Below are 17362 nucleotides of genomic sequence, written 5' to 3'. Positions count from 1 at the left end.
ATGCACTCGCCCTTCGACAAGCTCAGGGCGAACGGCTGTGCCTTGTCGGTCTGGATGAATTATATTTTACTCGTGATAGCTGTTGCCTAACATATGAGACGAGTAGTAGGAGGTGATGTTTCCCTCGACCCTCTGTCCGTCATCAAGTTGGATTTCGAAAGCCCGCATCCGCTCCCGCATGACCTCGATCTCCCGGTTGACGGCACGCGTGAAATGCGCGATGAAACTGTCGAGAAGGTGCTTGTCGCCCTTTTGCATTATTATACTATCGTAATAACTATATAACTGGGCCGTTGCGTGGTGCGGAATTCTTGAGAACAAGATCCAGTATCTCGGAAAATGTCGATCCCGCCGGAGCTGTTTTGGCAGCCTTGGTCGGGTTGACGACACGCATGACCGGCTGGATTCGACATACGGGCAAAACCCCTGATATACGCGAAACGGGGGCGACATGGCCGCCCGCTCGCGATGGGATCAGGAGGGAGAGAAGCCCTTTCATCTCCCGTCAGCCTCCGGCGGCGAGGGGGAGGTCGGGGGGCGGGGAGGGCCTCAGGCGCTTTTCGAGGCTGGGCGGCCAGGGCGGGGAATCGGCGGCGTCGGTGTCGAGGTCGGCGACGATCTGTTTCAGGCGACGGCGTTGGCCCGTTTCTGCGACGCCAGCCGAAATCGAGTCTGGCAGGCCGGTGGTGGAGTAGGCCCGGCACATGGAACGGATCGCGTCCTGCTCGATGACACGGTGATCCGAGAGGAAATCGGCCAGCTCCAGCAAAAGCCGCCATTCGGATTTCAAGGTCTTCTCGGCCAGGTCGAGGGCCTCCTTCAGGACGTCGGCGATCTCCTGCTCGACCTCCGTCACGTGAACGGCCTTCTCGTCATTGTGCGTCCAGCTCTCGATGAACATCTGCCGGGAACCCATGCCGCAGTGTTTGATCACGCGGCAGACGAGTTCCGTTGCTCTCGCCATATCGGACGCCGACCCACCGGTGACGCCTGAACTGCCGAAGACCAGCTTCTCAGCGGCGAATCCCCCGAGCAAAACCGCCGCTTCGCTCAGGGCGATCTGTCGGGTCGTGGGCGGAGAGTTTCCCTCTCTCGTCATGAATCCGTTGTTGTCATGGTCGCTCGTCACGGAGTGAATAGCATTTGGTATTATATGAGCCAGAACCATCTGGATGACGGCGTGGCCGCTCTCGTGAACGGCGGTGACGGCCTGGCGATCGTCCAGCGTGCACTGGCGCAGATCGGTCAGCGGCAGAGCCAGTTCGAGACTCTTCGTCATCTCGCTTCCGGCTGCGTCGCTGAAGACCGCGACGAGTTGCTTCCCTTCGACAAACAGGAACATCCTCGTGACGGGCACCGGGCTGGCGAGGGCGTCGGAAAGGAACGTGCCGATGTTTCCCTTCAGCAGTTGATGCACCGTCGAAAAAAGCGGCCGGTAGCCCTGGGTCGGATACACGCCTTCATCATAGACGAGGCGGTGGACCGATTCGTCGAATTCCAGGGTGATGTCGAACCGTTCCGACACGTGATGGCTGATGCTCTCGAGTTCCTTGGCGATGACGCGTTCGAAGGACTCCCTTCGAACCGCGGGGAAGATGATGTGCGTGTTGCCCAGCCGTGCGATCTGTTCACTGCGGAAGCGTCGTTTCAGCGCATTCTTCACCTGGGGAATCGTGATGTCGAGCGAGAGACGGTAGAACAGATCGGCGTCGCGATCCGCGGAAAAATCTCCGCTCATCGTGAACACCTCGTCGAGGTTTCCCATGACGAAGATGAGCAGATGCTGAAACTTTTTCACGACGGTGTGAATCGAATGGGCGTCGACCAGGCGAATGAACTGAGGGGCTTCCCGTCCGGACAATGTCCGCAGGTGTTTTTCCAGGTCGCATTTCAGCGTGATCCCGAGGTCTTTGCCGGCTTTTCTCAGGATTGCATCGAAAGCGTCTTCCTGGATGAACAGGCGACTTTTTTCCCGCTTGAAATTCCGGTTGAGTTCCTGCTCTGCCTGTCTGAGCCCGGTCACGAATTCCCCATTTTCGATGCGGACCCCTTTTGCAAGAAGATCCTCGAGCTTGTCGGCAAGGTCTCCCCAGCTGTTGAAGTAGTTCCGACACCATTCGATGCTGCGAACGGTGCCCGAGTCGAGCAGTTCCCACATCGGCCGGTTTCTGTCATCCGACTCTTCGTTTCCGAATCCATCGAGACTGCGGGCGTGATGAACCTCGTCGAAGGCGACGATCATCGGAAGCTCTTCGCTCCGGCCGGCCAGGGTCGCGTAAGAATCGTGAAACGAAAGCGAACTGCTCTTGTCGCCCAGGTCGAATCTGAAATACTGCCGCTGAAAGCCGATCAGTTCGACGAGCCTGTTCACCAGTGAGGTCTTGCCGACCCCGGTCATGCCCCAGAGGTTGATGACGGTGGGCCTCGAGAGAAGATCCGGGAAGAGGAACCAGGGACTGATGTCCCGGATGATGACGTCGATGGTGTCAGCGACGCCGATGAACTCCGCATGCAAGGTCTGGCGGGCCGTTTCGAGCATCTCCCGGCGTCGGGCGATTTCTTCGGTTGTCTGTCTGTTCGTGAACATCATGGTGTTTTCTCCGTTTTGCTTTGTTCAATGTATATTCCCCTGTCTGCGACAGGAGATGTCGTCGTCGAAAGATCGTGCGTTGAAAAGGATCTGCGGGGGGGGCTCACGCCGGATGGCTCGGACGGCCCTGGCCGACGGCGGCGAGGAAGCGGATGAGAATATCCGGGTTGATGCCGTCATCGCGGGTGAGGACGTAGCCGTGGTGCGTCCGGTCATACTGGACCGTAATGCCGAACTCGAGGGAGATGCGCGCCATATCGCGCTGGAGAGTCCGTCTCGATATCTCGAACCCGTGCGCGTGCAGGAAGTGATGAATCTGTTCCAGCGAGGGAAAACGGCACTGCGACACCTTCTCGATGATCAGCGCGTATCTCTTGACGACACCCTGTATGCTCATGACGGAATCTCCAATGATATAATATATATAGATATAAAATCGACTATCGTTGAGCCGGACATGGCCCATGAACGGTGACAGACCCTGTGCGGATGCGGATCAGGCGGCGTGGAATCCGATCGACCTCGTGACGGACGGCAGGCGGTTGCGCCGGACGTCGTCCAGGACGGCGAGGAGTTCCTCGTGGGACGGCCTGGCGTCGGGCTGGAGGGCGAAGCGGTCCCGCGTGCAGGCGAAGTCGCTCGGAACGAGCCCCGCCATGCCGCTCAGCGTGTCAATGACGCGCTTTGCCGGCGGTTTTCCGCAGAGGGGAGCGAGGAACCGGCGGTAGAAGCTGAGCACCGCCGCCTGCGCGAGAGGGCCGAACGAGAGCGAGAACTGGAACCGGCGCCGTGCCGCTTTGTCCAGGAGGGCGGCGTGGTTGGTCGCGGCGATGAAGACGCCCCGGAAGGCTTCGAGCGCGGACAGCAGTTCGTTCACCTGGGTTACTTCCCAGCTGTGATGCGAGCGCTCGCGGCCGCCCAGCAGTCCGTCGATCTCGTCGAAGAAGAGCACCGCATCTTCGCGCTCGGCCGCCTCGAACGCCTCGCGGATCCGCTGTTCGGTCTGCCCGACGTACATGTTGAGGATGTGCGAGGCGGTCTTCACGTGCAGGGGCGCCTTCAGGACGTCGGCGACGTGCCGGGCGAAATGCGTCTTGCCCGTGCCGGGCGGCCCCTCGAGCAGGATCGACATCGCCCGCGGGCGGCCGTCGCCGGGCTTGAGCCTGCCGCTCGAAACGATCTCGAGGACGCGCTCGAGATCGCCCCTGGGGGCGATCGTCAACTCGGCGAGATCGACATGCTCCGAGGTGTGGAGATGTTCGAGAGCCGGGGCGGCTTTTTTACCCGTGAACAGGGTCTGGGAGGCGAGCAGGCGGTCGATCTGCCCGATCAGCAGTTTCCGGCCGCCGCCCCGCCGCGCGAGGTTGGCCGAGTGGCGCAGCGCCGAATCGATGCCGCCCGCGTCGATATCATACCGGGCGGAAAACCGTTTCCGGTCTTCCGGCAGCACCAGCCGGGCGAGCCCGTGGCGCTCGACGGCCGTTTCCCAGATCTTCAGGCGATCCGTCGAGGTGGTCCGTTGATACTGGATGGCGAACGCGAAACGGCGGCGGGTGGATGAATCCATCCCCTGGAGGCTGTTGGCGATCCAGAACTGGACGCAGGTCGCCGAGTCGAGGGCCTCGTTGAGCTGCGCCTTGCCGGCCTTCGGCGTATCGATGCCGAGCATCTGCAGAAAACTGCCGACCCCGCTGCCGAGAAGTTCGTCCGCCTCGTCGATCAGGATGGCGGTCCGGGAATCCTTGCCGAAGCCGTGGCGACAGGCATACAGAGCCCGCATCCGGAACGTCGTTCCGCCCGCTTCTCGGGACTTGACCTCCCCGAGGTTCGGCGAGGAGCGGATCTCGAACAGGTCGAGGCCGAACTGTTTCGAAAGGGCGCGCACCGTCTCGGTTTTGCCCGTTCCAGGCGGCCCGGCGAGCAGGATGTTGATGCCCTGGCCGGCCCGGCGGTTCTTCAGGAGCGATCGTATCGTTTCGATGTCTTCTGGCCTGATCATCAGACGATCGAGAGGAAGCGCCGATCCTTCGAACCTGGAAAAATAGATGTCGGTGAGAGGCGTTGAGCGCAGTCCGTCGATGAACTCGGAGATCTCGATGCTGACGTCGCCGTCGGAGTCGACGAATCCGAGCCTCCGTAGCGTGCCGTCCGGGCCGAGCGCCTTGCGGGAGAGATAATCCGGATGAGGGACAAATGTCTTGTATTTCAGGAGGCGTTGAGCGTTCGACACGGACGGGACATTGTCGAAGAGGGTGTCCAGTTGTTCCTGTTGCCTCCGGAGGATCATCACGGCGAGGAGATCGCGTTCCACCACGGTGAGATCGAACAGGCGTGACAAGTCGTCGAGGCGTTTCACGAACACCGTTTCCGGCATGCAGTCGCCCTTCAGCAGAGAGGAGAGGTGAAGTTTGAAGGTGCTTACCAGAATCGAAACGACGATGGTGCGGATCTTCTTCACCTTGATTGCCGCATATGCCAGATCGTCCGTATCGATCGGATTTGCGAAGATTCCCTTCATTCGATGATGGTCGAAATAACGCTTTTTGAACTTCTGCATCCGTAAATGTATATCATTAAATATACATTTTTGCCGGTCTTCGGGAACGAGTTCGAACAGCGCATCGAAGACCCGCTGATTCATCGCCCGGGAACAGCGGGATATGTAGGTGAGAATTGCCTTCAGAACGAGACATTGCGCCCCGCGATCGGAATGTGCTTTGCTCTTTGCGATGCGTCCCCACGATAATAATCGGGCCATGTGATTGCCTCCTGTTCGTCAGTCGGTTTCGTGCAGAAACGGCGCCGCCGGGCCGGCGACCTGGCCCGGTTCGGTTCCCGAAAACCAGGCGATGCCGCGGACCGTGTCGATGTCGAGCCAGTCGCACTCGCCTTCGATGCCGAACTCGAGCGTCGCGAGAGCGATGTCGCCGATGGCCCGCGAGCCGTACATGGACTTGAACCGCTTCAGGCCGAAGCTTTCGAGTTCGTCCAGCCAGAGCAGGAGGTCGATCGAGTTCATCGATCCGCACCGGAAGAGATGCCGGTCCCACCAGACGCCGGGGTGTTCGGAGAACTCCTCGCGGAACCGCCTTGCACCGCCCGGATACACCCGCTCGATCGCCGAGAAGGGAACGAGGATGTTGATGAACTCCAGCGTGACGGCCATCGCGTTGCCCCCTGTCCGTGATGTCGGCCCTACCGTCGTCATTCGCGGAGGCGCCACCCTCACTATCGCAATGCCCGTACCAACGATGTGAAAATTGCGCAAATGCTGATCTGAAGGGGATATTCAGAGAAACGGGTGCGCTTCTGGGGGGCGGAACGGGTGGTCGAAAAGATCAAATTGTGAGTGACCACGTCAGAAAATGACGCGATCGCATCGCCGTCGAAGACGCCGCTGCGAAGCCAATCAAAATGCTCACATCCTCGATGCCATTCGTTCGGCAGGAGGCAACAGGAAGACTCAGATGCGCTTGCGGAGGGTATTCTCGGCCAGGTTCAGACGTCGGGCGAGCTCCCGGAACGAAAGCGTGTTCCAGCGCCGTTTCACGGCCTTTGCGTAAAGACGTTCGACGTCGTCGGCGGGAACGATCTCGTCGAGCGCGTTCACGAGGCCGTCCATGGCCAGCTCGAGTCCGTCGCCGGAAACGGCCGGGTGCGGGGCGGGCGCCGGCGGCGCATAGGCTCCGCAGGAGAGCGGGGCCAGGGAACGGGTGCGAACGGTCTCGATGACGTCTCGGCCGAGCCTGAGCCGGAGGTTGACCAGGGAAACGAGTTCCCGGAAATTCCCGGGCCACGTGTAGGCTTCGAGAACCTGTCGGCCCGACTCGAAATAGGCGAGCTCGGTTTCTATATCGATGTTCATATTTCGACGGACGTAGTTCCGGTAGACCACGTGCCGGATGACCCGGAAGATGTCTTCGGGAACCTCTCTCAACGCCGGCGTCACGAGCTCGATGTCGGCGATGCGGAAATACAGGTCCTTGCGGAAGGAGCCGTTCGCGAGCGCCGTTTTCAGCTCGGGCTGGCCGGCCGCGATGATCCGGATGTCGGCCTTCTGCTCCTTCGTCGAGCCGAACCGGCGGTAGGTGCGGGTCTGCAGGAACCGCAGGAGGTCCGCCTGGATGGCCGGGGGCATCTCGGTGATCTCGTCCAGGAACAGGGTGCCGCCCTCGGCTTCCTCGACGAGGCCGGTCCTGCGTTCCGTCGCGCCCGTGAACGAGCCTCGCTCGTGGCCGAACAGTTCCGAGCGCAGGAAATGCTCGTCGAGACCGGCGCAGTTCAGGGCGACGAAGGGCCGGCCGCGCCGCGGGCTGAAGTCGTGCAGGAAAAAAGCGACCGCCTCCTTGCCGGAGCCGGTTTCCCCGAGGATCAGGGTCGTGATGTCGGCCGGGCCGATCTCGGCGATCTCTTCCTTGAGATGCAGGATCGCCTCGGATTTTCCCTCGATATACGGGAAGTCGGCGTTGTTGAACTGGGCGACGGCGTTCCTGACGGGCTCGGGAAACGAGTCGATCCGGACGGGTTTTCCCTTCAGCGCCCGGATGGAGCGGAGCGTTTCCGTCATCAGGTCGGTGTTGCCGAACTGCATCAAGCATCGGTCGGTCAGATAATTCAATACCGAAAACAATTCTTCGCTGCGCTCGTGGTAGGCCGCGATAAGATCCTGGAAGCCAGCGTCGGGAGCGAACGCGGCGCAGGTCGCGGTGATCAGGTCGGGGCCGGTCTGGTGGGTGATGCCGAGCCGGTTGAAAAATGCAGGCGAGAGTAGATCGGGCCATTGCGTGCCGATCCAGGTCAGTTTCGTCGTCGAGGAAAGGGCCGTGAGAAGCTTCCGGGTCTCGTCGGTCGCCGCGATGTTCTTGAGAAAGACGACGATCTCGTCCGCCGGCGGCTGTTTCGCCCATTCGCGCAGCTTCCGGTTGATTTCCCACGCGCCGGCGATCTGGATCCTGTCCTCGGGTTTCCAGATCAGAGTCGCCGCCGTCATTCCTTCCGGATGCGGCGAAAGCGCAAGCAGTCGTTCTTTCCGAGCCATGTCTCTTCACCCCCGCAATGGTGGGATGATATCGTGGTATCGACCGTTCATGCAAACCGCGTCGCCCGGCGGAAAACTGCGACGCGCACTTCTGACGAGTGATCGGAGGCTGGATATGCGCTGGTGGTTGCGACTTCAGATGGGGTGGGGGCTGTGCGGACAGGCGATCAATATGGTGATGCTCTCGTCGGCGCTGGCGCCGACCATCGGAAAATACTTCGGCTGCCGGGCCATCTACCCGGCCCTGTTTCTGCCGCCGCTGATCGTGCTATTCCTGCTGACCATCGGCTACCTGATGGACAAGTGGCACTGGATGCAGCGCCAGGACGCCCAGCACCGGATGCGCTCCGGAACCTGGCAGGAATTGTTCGAACGACTGGACAAACTCGAACGGCTGTTATCGAATCGGGTCGGTGATGCAAAATGATGCGGGGGGAATAAAGATGAAGGCGCCGTCTACCCTCTAAACCTTGTCTGGAGCGGATCTCTGGTGTGACTTGCATTTCTCTGAATTGTGCGAGACAATATCATACAGAAGTGCTCCGACATTGGGGTCGGTCTGCCGGTCCGTCGGAGATAGATTTGGTCCTGGAGGAATCACATGTCCGTTAAGGTTTTCGTTGGTAATCTGCCCTTCTCTTGCGACGATGCGAAGCTCAAGACCGAGTTTTCCCCCTACGGAAACGTTGAGTCCGCTCGCGTCGTGACCGACAAGCACACCGGCCGCTCCCGTGGATATGGCTTCGTCGAGTTCTCGGATCAGGCTTCCGCCGAAGCTTCCATCCAGGGCAAGAACAACCAGCAGATGGACGGTCGGCCCCTCACCGTCAGCCTGGCCAAGACCCAGGGCGGCGAGCGCATCTAAGCGTTTTTTCCAAGGCCGGAGGCGAACCCCGTCTCCGGCTTTTTGCTGCCTTTTATGAAGCGAACGGACGGGGTTGCGGTCGATGCTGAGCTGCTCGGCAGGCTGATGCGGGATGTCGAGGCGCATGCGGATGCCTACGTGCGGCGGGTGCTCACGGCGTCGGCGGAATACGGGACGTTCGGGCTGCCGTTGCTCGAAAAACTGCATGGCGAGCTGCCGAAAACGACGTGCGACAACTGCGGCGCCTGCTGCAACGCGGTTTCGATTTTCTCGCTCGAGTATCACCGGATCGTGCGCGACCTGCTGACGCGGTTTCCGCCGGCGCGCGTCCGAGAATTGATCGTTTCGGCCCTGCGCATCGACCTGCGGCTGGCCGAGCTCGGGAACGGTGAAAAGCGCCTGCGCTGCTCGTTCCGCGACGACACGGCGCGCGTCTGCGTCGTCCATCCCGTCCGCTCCTTCGCCTGCCGCCTGTTCGGCATGAAACACGACGACGGGCACCGCGACTGCAAACGGGTCCGCGAACTCGATGGCGAAACATGCCCGGCCGACGCGGCTGTCGAGTCGATGATGGCCCGCATCCATGACGTCTCCGAGAGTCACGAGGTGCGGCCGGGGGAACCGCCGGTGGCGTTCTTCCCCTTCGAGTTCTGGCTGTTCCGCCATGCGCTCGGGCCGAAAAAGGCCCTCGAGATCTACGAGAAGATCCTGGTGCCCGCATCCACTCCCCTGACGGCGTTGTGGAAACCCCCGGCGCGTGTGATATGATGTATCCCGTGTGTCTGCCGGGGCGGGATTGAACCGCGCCCCCGGACAACGGACAGATGTGACGATATGCGTCTGTAGGGGCGGGTTTGAACCCCGCCCCACGCGCAACGGACGGATGTGACGACGGAAGGGGAGAGGGAAAAGGCGTTATGGCAAAACTCCTGCGAGTTATAAACCGTGAACAATGTATCGGATGCTATAGCTGTATGTATTCCTGCAGCCGCACCTGGGCGAAGGCGATCACCGTCGAAAAATCGGCGATCAGAATCCGCAATTACGCCGGCGTGGAAGGGGCGTTCTCGGTTCGCCCCTGCGTCGGCTGCGATATTCCCGACTGTGCATCCGCCTGCCCGACCGCGGCTCTGACGAGGCGCAAGTTCGGCGGCGTTCAGCTCGACGCCTCGAAGTGCATCAACTGCGGCGCCTGCGTTCAGGCCTGCGCCTTCAAGGCGCTCCAGTGGGACACCGAGAAGCGCCTGCCGCTTGTCTGCCACCACTGCGGCGTCTGCACGCAGTTTTGCCCGCGCGACGTCATCGCGATGGTCGAGACCCCCCGGGAGGCCTGACATATGCCGAAATTCCGCATGATGGACGTGAACCTCACCGACGGCACGGCGACGGTCGTCGACGTCACCGATCGTTTCGAGGCTTGGCTGGGCGGGACCGGCGTGGCGATGAGCCTGCTGGCGGAAAGCGACCCCGCGATCGACCCGTTCGACCCGGCCGCGCCGATCATCTTCGCGATCGGGCCCTTCAGCACCGTTTTCCCCGTTTGCACCAAGACGGTGGCCGTGTTCAAATCGCCCCTCACGGGGAACCTTGGCGAATCGCACGCAGGAGGCCGGCTTGCGATGGCCATGTTCGGGGCCGGCATCCACGTGCTTCGTATCACCGGCAGAGCGCCGAACTTCTCGTATCTGACGATCAACGACGAGAAGGCCGTCGTGAAACAGGCGAACTCGCTCCGCAACACCTCCTCCCTCGCCGCCGAACGCATTCTGCGCGACCGCGAGGATACGACGCACAAGAAGTCGATCGTTCGCATCGGGCCGGCGGGGGAACGCCTTTCCCCGATCGCGGATGTCACCGTCGACTCGTCGCGTCACTTCGGCCGCATGGGTCTTGGCGCGGTCATGGGCGCCAAGAACCTCAAGGGCATCGTCATCTCGGGCGGTCACTCCTGGCCCATCGAAAACCTGCCGGCGTTCAATTCGTTCTATAAAAAGCTCTATGATACGGTCGTGAAATCGACCGCCATGCAGAAATACCACGACCTCGGCACCGCGATGAACGTCGTGCCGCTCAGCCGCATCAACGGCCTGCCGACGCGCAACTTCAGCCAGGGCTTCTTCGAGGGCGCCGCAAACATCGCCGGCGAGAAGTTCGCCGAAAAGCACCTCAGCCAGCAGATCGCCTGCGCCCACTGCCAGGTCGGCTGCATTCACATGGCCTCCCTGCGCGAGTTGTTCGACCCTGAACATTACCAGTACAAGTCGTTCAAGGTCTCCTACGACCACGAGCTGGTCTACGCGCTCGGCTCAAACTTGTCGGTCCAGAGCACCGAAGAGGTGCTTCGTCTGCTGATCATCATCGAAAAACAGGGCTGGGACGCGATCAGCATGGGCGTCACCCTCGCCTGGGCGGTCGACGCCTACCAGAAGGGCATCATCGGCCAGAAGGAAACCGACAACCTCGTTCTGAACTTCGGCGATGCGGCGACCTACGAGAAGGTGATGGCCCGCATCATCTCCGGACACAGCGAATTCTACCGGGATCTGGAACGCGGCTCCGACTTCTGCGCCCGCAAATACGGCGGCCTCGATCGCTCGATCGCGTTCGGAAAAGTCGAAGCCGCTGGCTACATGACCGGCACGTACGCCTTCCTCGGCTACGCGACCGGCGTGCGCCACTCGCATCTCGACGGGGCCGGCTACTCGATCGACCAGAAGGGGCTCGCCAAACCGAAATCCGACGAGGAGCAGACGAAGGAGCTCTACCAGGAGGCCGTCTGGCGCCACGTGCTGAACTCGCTCGTCATCTGCCTGTTCGCGCGCAACGTTTACACGAAGGAGATCATCCTCGAAGGCCTGAACGCTCTGAACATCACGGGCTGGACGGAAGAGCGGCTGATGACTCTGGCGCGCCGTTCCCACGCGTTGAAATTCAAATACAAGATGGCCTGCGGCTTCCGCCTCGAGGATGTCACGCTGCCCGAGAAACTCACCCGCGTCATGACCAGCGCCGGTGCCGTTTCCGAGGAGCGCTACAAGGCCCAGCTCGAAGCCTTCCAGGCGATGATCGCTGCCGACATCCGCGAGCTGCCGTAACGATTCTTTCGCTCATATCCTCACAGGGGCGGGTTTCAAACCCGCCCCTGCGTCGCGTGTGTGATATATATAAATAATTATAAAAAATGTGGCGCTTCAGCCGTGAAATTCCGTTTACGGCGGGTTTGAAACCCGCCACCCCTTGACAGGGGAATGAGAGGACGGCATATTCTACAGTTCTGAGTGAAAAAATCATCTGCCCGAGGTGGCGAATGTTCAGAAAACTGCTTGCCCTGCTCTCCCTTGCCGGAACGGCGGGGATCATCTACGGAGGCGCCCGGCTGGCGCCCCTGCTGAAAGAACCGGCGAAACTCGAGGAGATGCTCAAATCCTGCGGTCAGCAGTGCTGCTGCGGCTCCCCGATCGGCATCGCGATCGGCATCTTCCTCGTCGCGACGGGCCTGCTGGCGCTGATCGAGCTGTTCACATCCGCCGCTCCGGCTCCGCAGCCCGAAAAAACCGAAGAGCCGGCCGCGAAGGCAGAGTTGAAACCTGAACCCGCCCCTGCGCCGAAACCGGAACCGAAGCCCGAGCCGAAGCCGGAACCCGCGCCGGTTGCAGTTCCCCAGCCCGAACCCGCGGTTCCGGCCGTCGCGTACCAGATTCTGGCGCTGTTCCAGAAAGAGGGACGGCTGCTTGACTTTTTGATGGAAGACATCTCCGAAGTCGACGACGAGAGCCTGGGCGGCGCGATCCGGCCGATCCACGAAGGCTGCCGCAAGATCCTGCATGAGCGGCTCATCATCGAGCACGTCCTGAACGATCCCGAAGGGGAAACGGTGAGCCTGGGCGAGAAGGTCGACCCGAACGCGATCAAGCTGACCGGCAACGTCGCGCCCGCCGGCCCATACAGCGGCGTTCTCGTGCATCGGGGCTGGAGGATGAAGGAGTGCAAGCTTCCTTCGCTGGTGTCCGGCTGGACCGGCGACGTGATCGCTCCGGCCGAAGTCGAGATCTCCTGAGGAGGCAGCCGCGTGAGCCAGGCTAAGAACATCGTAGGTGTCGATCTCGGCACGACCAACATCGTCATCGCGCACGCCCCGACGACCGATTCCGAATCGGACAAGCCGGATGTCTGCACGTTCCCGATCCTGCAGGAATTCGCCCAAGGGGCGGTCGAGGAGCGCGAGTCGCTGCCTTCGTTCCTGTTCGAGCGTCTCCAGGAGAAGCAGGCCCTGCCCTGGAAGCGCGAGTGCCCGTTCATCGTCGGCGAGTATGCCCGCGAACGCGGCGCCGAAGTGCCTGCCCGGCTGATCTCGTCGGCCAAGTCGTGGCTGTGCAACCCGCGGATCGACCGGAAAGAGGCGATCCTGCCATGGAACGCCCCGGCGGGCGCGAAGAAAATCTCTCCGCTCGAGGCCCAGAGCGAGTTTCTGACGCACCTGCGGTATGCCTGGAACGCGAAGAACGCGAAGGCGAAACTCGAAGACCAGCAGCTGATCGTGACGATCCCCGCCTCGTTCGACGCCGCCGCGCGCGACCTGACCGTCGAAGCGGCGAAACAGGCCGGCCTCGCCGAAGTGACCCTGCTCGAAGAGCCGCAGGCCGCCTTCTACGCCTGGATTTCCCAGACCAAGGCGCCCTGGCGCGAGCAGGTGAAGAAGGGCGATGTCGTGCTCGTCGTCGACGTGGGCGGCGGCACCACCGACTTCAGTCTCATCGAGGTCAGCGAGAAGGACGGCGACCTGCAGCTCGAGCGCGTCGCGGTCGGAAACCACATCCTGCTCGGCGGCGACAACATGGACCTGACGCTGGCGTTCCAGGCCCGTCAGAAACTCGAAGCCGCGAAGAAGAAAGTCGACACCTGGCAAACGATGGCCCTGAGCCACGCCTGCCGCAAGGCGAAAGAGAACCTGCTCAACAACCCCGGGGCCAAGAGCGAGCCGATCGTCATCTCCGGCCGCGGCAGCAGCGTCGTGGGCGGCTCGCTCAAGACCTCGCTCGACCGCGACGAGATCGAGAACATCCTCGTCGACGGCTTCTTCCCGTTCTGCAAGATGGACGAAGAACCGCACGAAGAGCCGGCGAGCGGCTTCAAGGAGCTGCACCTCGCCTACGCGGCCGACCCGGCGATCACCCGGCACCTGGCGAAATTCCTCAGGAGCCAGGGCGGCGGGGAGCGCGATTTCAGCCACCCGAAGGCGATCCTGTTCAACGGCGGCGTGTTCCGGGCAGAACGGTTCCGGAGCCGCTTGGTCGAAGTCATCAACACCTGGCTCGAAGCCGACGGGAAGCCTGCGATCCGGGTTCTCGAGGGCGCCGACCTGAGCGGTGCGGTCTCGGCCGGAGCGGTCGCGTTCGGTCTGGCTCGCCAGGGAAAGGGCATCCGCATCCGGGGCGGCGTCTCCCAGGCCTACTACCTCGGCGTCGAGACGGCGCTGCCCGCCGTGCCGGGCTACAAGCCGCCGCTCAAGGGACTGTGCGTGGCTTCGCAGGGCATGGAGGAAGGCGCGACGGCCGAGATTCCCGGCCGCACCTTCGGCCTCGTCGTCGGAAAACCCGTCGAATTCAAATTCTTCAAGTCCAACTGCCGCCGCGAGGACCAGGTCGGTCAGCTCCACGAGGAAATGCCGCCGGAGATCGAGGAGACCAGCTCGCTTCGCGCCGAGCTTCCCGTGCGCGACGGCATGGCGCCCGGCACGCTCGTCGACGTGACGCTCCAGGTCGCCGTGACCGAAATCGGCACCCTCGAAGTCTGGTGCAGAGAAAAGTCCGGCGATCACAAGTGGAAACTCGAATTCAACGTACGTGATGCTATAAAATAGCACTCCGGAGTGGCACCGGAAGGCATGCCCGGAGTCCGGACGTGCCGGGGGAGCAAAACATGGCCGAAAAGGGCGCGGCGGCCGGAGGGCCGCGGTTTCTCGTCGGGATCGACCTGGGGACGACTCAGTGCGCGCTTTCGTATCTCGATCTGAAGGCGAAAAAGCGCGAGATCAAGTCGTTCCCGATCCCGCAGTTCGTGGAAAAAGGCCAGACGAGCGGGTGCCCGACCCTGCCGTCGCTGCTCTTCCTGCCCGATGATCCAGCCGTCTACGGAACGCCTCCATGGAATGCCGTCCCCGGGCCGATCGCCGGCGCGTTCGCCCGGCAACTGGGGGCCGAACTGCCGGCCCGGTTGGTTCACAGCGCCAAATCCTGGCTGTGCCATCCCCGTATCGACCGCCTCTCGCCGATCCTGCCGTGGCAGAGCGAACTGGTGCGCGACAAGCTGTCGCCGGTCGACGCCTCGGCGGCGTTTCTGCGACATCTCGCCGACGCCTGGAACCACGCCATGGCGGCCTCCGACCCCGATCTTCGCCTGGAACAACAGCAGATCATCGTGACCGTCCCGGCCTCGTTCGATCCCGTCGCCCGCAACCTGACGCTCGAAGCGATCACCCGCTCCGGCCTGCCGGTGAAAACGCTCTTGGAAGAGCCGCAGGCTGCGTTCTACGATTTCCTGGCGCGGCACCCCAAGACGCTCGAGCGCGAACTGCGCGGCGTGAAGACGGCGCTCGTCATCGACATCGGCGGCGGCACCACAGATTTCAGCCTGATCGGCGTCGAATGGCCCGACGCAGCGGACGAGCCGCAGTTCTCCCGTCTGGCCGTCGGCCCGCACCTGCTGATCGGCGGCGACAACCTCGATTTGGCCGTCGCGAAAGCCGTCGAGGCGAAGTTCCATCACAAGGGTCGCAAGCTGGTTGCGAAGCAGTGGTTGTCGGTGCTCGACCAGAGCCGTTCCGTCAAGGAACGCGCGCTCGGGGACGTCGGCGACGAGGGGGAGAAGGCCCGCTTCACGGTATCCGGCGCCGGAAGTCGTGTCGTGGCTCAGAGCTTCAGCCTGGAGGTGCCGTTGTCGGAACTCCGCGAAATGCTCGTCGACGGGTATTTCCCCGTCGTCGCCTTCGATGAACGCCCGGCCGAGGACGCCGGCATCGGCCTCTCGGAAGCGGGCCTGCCGTATTCGCGCGATCCCGCCGTTACGCGACACCTCGCCGCGTTCCTCGCCGAACACGGCGCCATGCCGGACGCCGTGCTGTTCAACGGCGGAACGATGCTGTCCCGGACGCTTCGGACGCGCATTCTGAACGTGCTGGCCTCGTGGCGCGGCGGCGAGCCTCCCAAAGAGTTGAACAACCCGCATCCGATGCTGGCTGTTGCATCCGGTGCCGTATATTATTCAATGGTCGGGCTGGGACTCGGACACCGGATCAAAGCGGGAAGCCCCGTTTCCATATATCTTGGTATAGGAACCGGCAAGTCGGGGCGGGGGGAGAAACACGTGCCCGAACAGGTTCTCTGCCTCCTTCCGAAAGGCTCGGAAGTCGAACGGCCGTTCTCGATCGCTGGCAAGACGTTCGGGGTCGACGTCGGTCAGGATGTCGCGTTTTACGCGTATTTCAGCCCCTCCGCCCCGCGCGGCGAGTCGCTCGGCGATCTCATGAAATACAGCGCCCGGCGGCTGACCCCTCTGCCGCCCCTTCGCTGGAAAACGGAAAACGCGGATTCACGTGAAACCGGCATCCGGCAGGTTGGCCTCGACGTCACGTTGCGCGAGACGGGCCGGTTGCAGGTCGTTTGCCGCGGGTGCGGCGACGGCGCGTTTCGGCGGGAACTGATGTTCGACCTGACGCCCGAAGAAGAGGTCGAGACCGATGCGGCCGCCTCGAAGGGGTTGACGAAGCGGCAGACCGGCCAGGTGAAAAAACTGTTCGACAGCCTGTTTTCGAACGCCCCCCAGAAGCCCGCGTTCAACCAGGTGTTCAAACTGCTCGAAGAGGTGCTCGGAATACACCGCGAAGACTGGAATACGGCGGTGCTGCGTACCCTTTTCGATCTTTCCGTCGGCGACGAACGGTTTCTGTCGGGTGATGACGCCCGCATGGCTTGGTTGAGGCTGGTCGGATACTGCCTGAGACCCGGCTTCGGAGCTCCCGGTGACGAGGTACGGGTCGACCGTCTGTTCGAACTCCGTAAAAGCCCGCCTACGTCGAAAAACACCGGCCTGTGGTCGGAATGGTGGATCATGTGGAAGCGCATTGCGCCCGGTCTCACTGCCGAGCGGCAGGCGGAAATGGCGGCGACTCTCGAGGCGGTGCTATTCCCGTCGAAGAAAACGGGAAAAGGGGAGCGCATTCCCGATCAGCACGAACGAAACCAGATCTGGCGCCTGCTTGCCCAGTGCGAGCGGATTCCCGTCGAGGAAAAAATACGTATCGGTACATGGATCTTGCGGGCCCCCGGAACCTGGGGGAGAGACCAGATTGCCCTGTATGCCCTGGGGCGATTCGGCGCCCGTGTCATGTCGTATGCTCCGCCGACGGCGCTGGTTCCCGTCGTCACCGTTTCCGAATGGGCCGAACAGGTGCTTCGGCGCGGCCCGTCCCCGGCCGGTTCTTCGTATGCCGACTGGGCCCTGCGGGAATTCGGCCGCAAAACGGGAGATCGGCTGGTCCAGGTCGATGACGCCCTGCGAAAGCGCATCCTCGAACGACTGAAGACGGGCGATCGGAAAAAATCCTTCCTCCAGCCCCTTTTGGAAGTTCAGGTCCTCCAGGCCGACGATCTGGCTGAATTCTGCGGCGAGCGCCTCCCTTCAGGGTTCGTCTGGGTTTCCGACTCCGGCGGGGAATCCCAAGACGTTTCGGAAGCCTGACGGGCATCGTCACGCGATCCGGGACCATCCCCAGAAAACGGGTGGCTTTCTCTGATTCACGAGAGCTGGAGAATCCCTTCCGTTCGCCCTGAGCTTGTCGAAGGGCGAGAGCACTCGTGCTTCGACAGGACTC

At 62.2% G+C, this 17362-nt stretch carries 14 protein-coding genes; 8 read left to right on the top strand and 6 right to left on the bottom strand.

Features of this window, described 5'->3' with window-relative positions; all coding sequences use genetic code 11:
- Positions 1-66: 66 nt before the first annotated feature.
- The 6 genes from PLU72_17985 to PLU72_17960 form a co-directional block, all read right to left on the bottom strand.
- On the bottom strand, positions 67-321 hold the full coding sequence (locus PLU72_17985) for a hypothetical protein (GenBank protein ID HOT30072.1): 255 nt from the start codon (positions 319-321) through the stop codon (positions 67-69).
- A gap of 184 nt (positions 322-505) precedes the next feature.
- Complete coding sequence (locus tag PLU72_17980; GenBank protein HOT30071.1) at positions 506-2590, bottom strand: hypothetical protein; 2085 nt, start codon at positions 2588-2590, stop codon at positions 506-508.
- A gap of 103 nt (positions 2591-2693) precedes the next feature.
- A complete protein-coding gene (locus PLU72_17975; protein ID HOT30070.1) occupies positions 2694-2987 on the bottom strand; it encodes a hypothetical protein in 294 nt (97 codons plus the stop codon).
- A 99-nt stretch (positions 2988-3086) separates the two neighbouring features.
- Positions 3087-5348: an AAA family ATPase gene (locus PLU72_17970; GenBank protein HOT30069.1), complete on the bottom strand. Its 2262-nt coding sequence runs from the start codon at positions 5346-5348 to the stop codon at positions 3087-3089.
- An 18-nt stretch (positions 5349-5366) separates the two neighbouring features.
- Complete coding sequence (locus tag PLU72_17965; protein ID HOT30068.1) at positions 5367-5756, bottom strand: hypothetical protein; 390 nt, start codon at positions 5754-5756, stop codon at positions 5367-5369.
- Between the two features lie 297 nt (positions 5757-6053).
- On the bottom strand, positions 6054-7628 hold the full coding sequence (locus PLU72_17960; protein ID HOT30067.1) for a sigma 54-interacting transcriptional regulator: 1575 nt from the start codon (positions 7626-7628) through the stop codon (positions 6054-6056).
- A 115-nt stretch (positions 7629-7743) separates the two neighbouring features.
- Here PLU72_17960 and PLU72_17955 point away from each other — a divergent pair, with 115 nt between their 5' ends.
- The 8 genes from PLU72_17955 to PLU72_17920 all read left to right on the top strand — a co-directional run bounded on the left by PLU72_17955 (position 7744) and on the right by PLU72_17920 (position 17229).
- Positions 7744-8055, top strand: coding sequence for a hypothetical protein (locus PLU72_17955; GenBank protein HOT30066.1), 312 nt, complete (start codon positions 7744-7746; stop codon positions 8053-8055).
- Positions 8056-8229: 174 nt separating this feature from the next.
- A complete protein-coding gene (locus PLU72_17950; protein HOT30065.1) occupies positions 8230-8493 on the top strand; it encodes an RNA-binding protein in 264 nt (87 codons plus the stop codon).
- A 54-nt stretch (positions 8494-8547) separates the two neighbouring features.
- On the top strand, positions 8548-9261 hold the full coding sequence (locus PLU72_17945; protein HOT30064.1) for a YkgJ family cysteine cluster protein: 714 nt from the start codon (positions 8548-8550) through the stop codon (positions 9259-9261).
- A gap of 149 nt (positions 9262-9410) precedes the next feature.
- Positions 9411-9827 carry a 4Fe-4S dicluster domain-containing protein gene (locus tag PLU72_17940; GenBank protein HOT30063.1) on the top strand — a complete coding sequence of 139 codons (417 nt, stop codon included), beginning with the start codon at positions 9411-9413 and terminating at the stop codon, positions 9825-9827.
- Positions 9828-9830: 3 nt separating this feature from the next.
- Positions 9831-11588 carry an aldehyde ferredoxin oxidoreductase N-terminal domain-containing protein gene (locus PLU72_17935; GenBank protein ID HOT30062.1) on the top strand — a complete coding sequence of 586 codons (1758 nt, stop codon included), beginning with the start codon at positions 9831-9833 and terminating at the stop codon, positions 11586-11588.
- A 212-nt stretch (positions 11589-11800) separates the two neighbouring features.
- Complete coding sequence (locus PLU72_17930) at positions 11801-12550, top strand: DUF2760 domain-containing protein (GenBank protein HOT30061.1); 750 nt, start codon at positions 11801-11803, stop codon at positions 12548-12550.
- A 12-nt stretch (positions 12551-12562) separates the two neighbouring features.
- Positions 12563-14353, top strand: coding sequence for an Hsp70 family protein (locus PLU72_17925; protein HOT30060.1), 1791 nt, complete (start codon positions 12563-12565; stop codon positions 14351-14353).
- A gap of 59 nt (positions 14354-14412) precedes the next feature.
- Complete coding sequence (locus PLU72_17920) at positions 14413-17229, top strand: Hsp70 family protein (GenBank protein ID HOT30059.1); 2817 nt, start codon at positions 14413-14415, stop codon at positions 17227-17229.
- Positions 17230-17362: the final 133 nt, after the last annotated feature.

This window comes from Candidatus Ozemobacteraceae bacterium, assembly GCA_035373905.1.
Classification (GTDB): Bacteria; Muiribacteriota; Ozemobacteria; order Ozemobacterales; family Ozemobacteraceae; genus MWAR01.
The sequence above is the reverse complement of the archived record's forward strand: the minus strand, read 5'-3'. Positions and strand labels throughout refer to the sequence as shown.

Coding starts and splice junctions, on each gene's coding strand:
- PLU72_17970 (HOT30069.1), bottom strand. CDS start 5,348: ATGGCCCGATTATTATCGTGGGGACGCATCGCAAAGAGCAAAGCACAT.
- PLU72_17950 (HOT30065.1), top strand. CDS start 8,230: ATGTCCGTTAAGGTTTTCGTTGGTAATCTGCCCTTCTCTTGCGACGAT.
- PLU72_17945 (HOT30064.1), top strand. CDS start 8,548: ATGAAGCGAACGGACGGGGTTGCGGTCGATGCTGAGCTGCTCGGCAGG.
- PLU72_17980 (HOT30071.1), bottom strand. CDS start 2,590: ATGATGTTCACGAACAGACAGACAACCGAAGAAATCGCCCGACGCCGG.
- PLU72_17935 (HOT30062.1), top strand. CDS start 9,831: ATGCCGAAATTCCGCATGATGGACGTGAACCTCACCGACGGCACGGCG.
- PLU72_17975 (HOT30070.1), bottom strand. CDS start 2,987: ATGAGCATACAGGGTGTCGTCAAGAGATACGCGCTGATCATCGAGAAG.
- PLU72_17960 (HOT30067.1), bottom strand. CDS start 7,628: ATGGCTCGGAAAGAACGACTGCTTGCGCTTTCGCCGCATCCGGAAGGA.
- PLU72_17930 (HOT30061.1), top strand. CDS start 11,801: ATGTTCAGAAAACTGCTTGCCCTGCTCTCCCTTGCCGGAACGGCGGGG.
- PLU72_17965 (HOT30068.1), bottom strand. CDS start 5,756: ATGGCCGTCACGCTGGAGTTCATCAACATCCTCGTTCCCTTCTCGGCG.
- PLU72_17920 (HOT30059.1), top strand. CDS start 14,413: ATGGCCGAAAAGGGCGCGGCGGCCGGAGGGCCGCGGTTTCTCGTCGGG.
- PLU72_17955 (HOT30066.1), top strand. CDS start 7,744: ATGCGCTGGTGGTTGCGACTTCAGATGGGGTGGGGGCTGTGCGGACAG.
- PLU72_17940 (HOT30063.1), top strand. CDS start 9,411: ATGGCAAAACTCCTGCGAGTTATAAACCGTGAACAATGTATCGGATGC.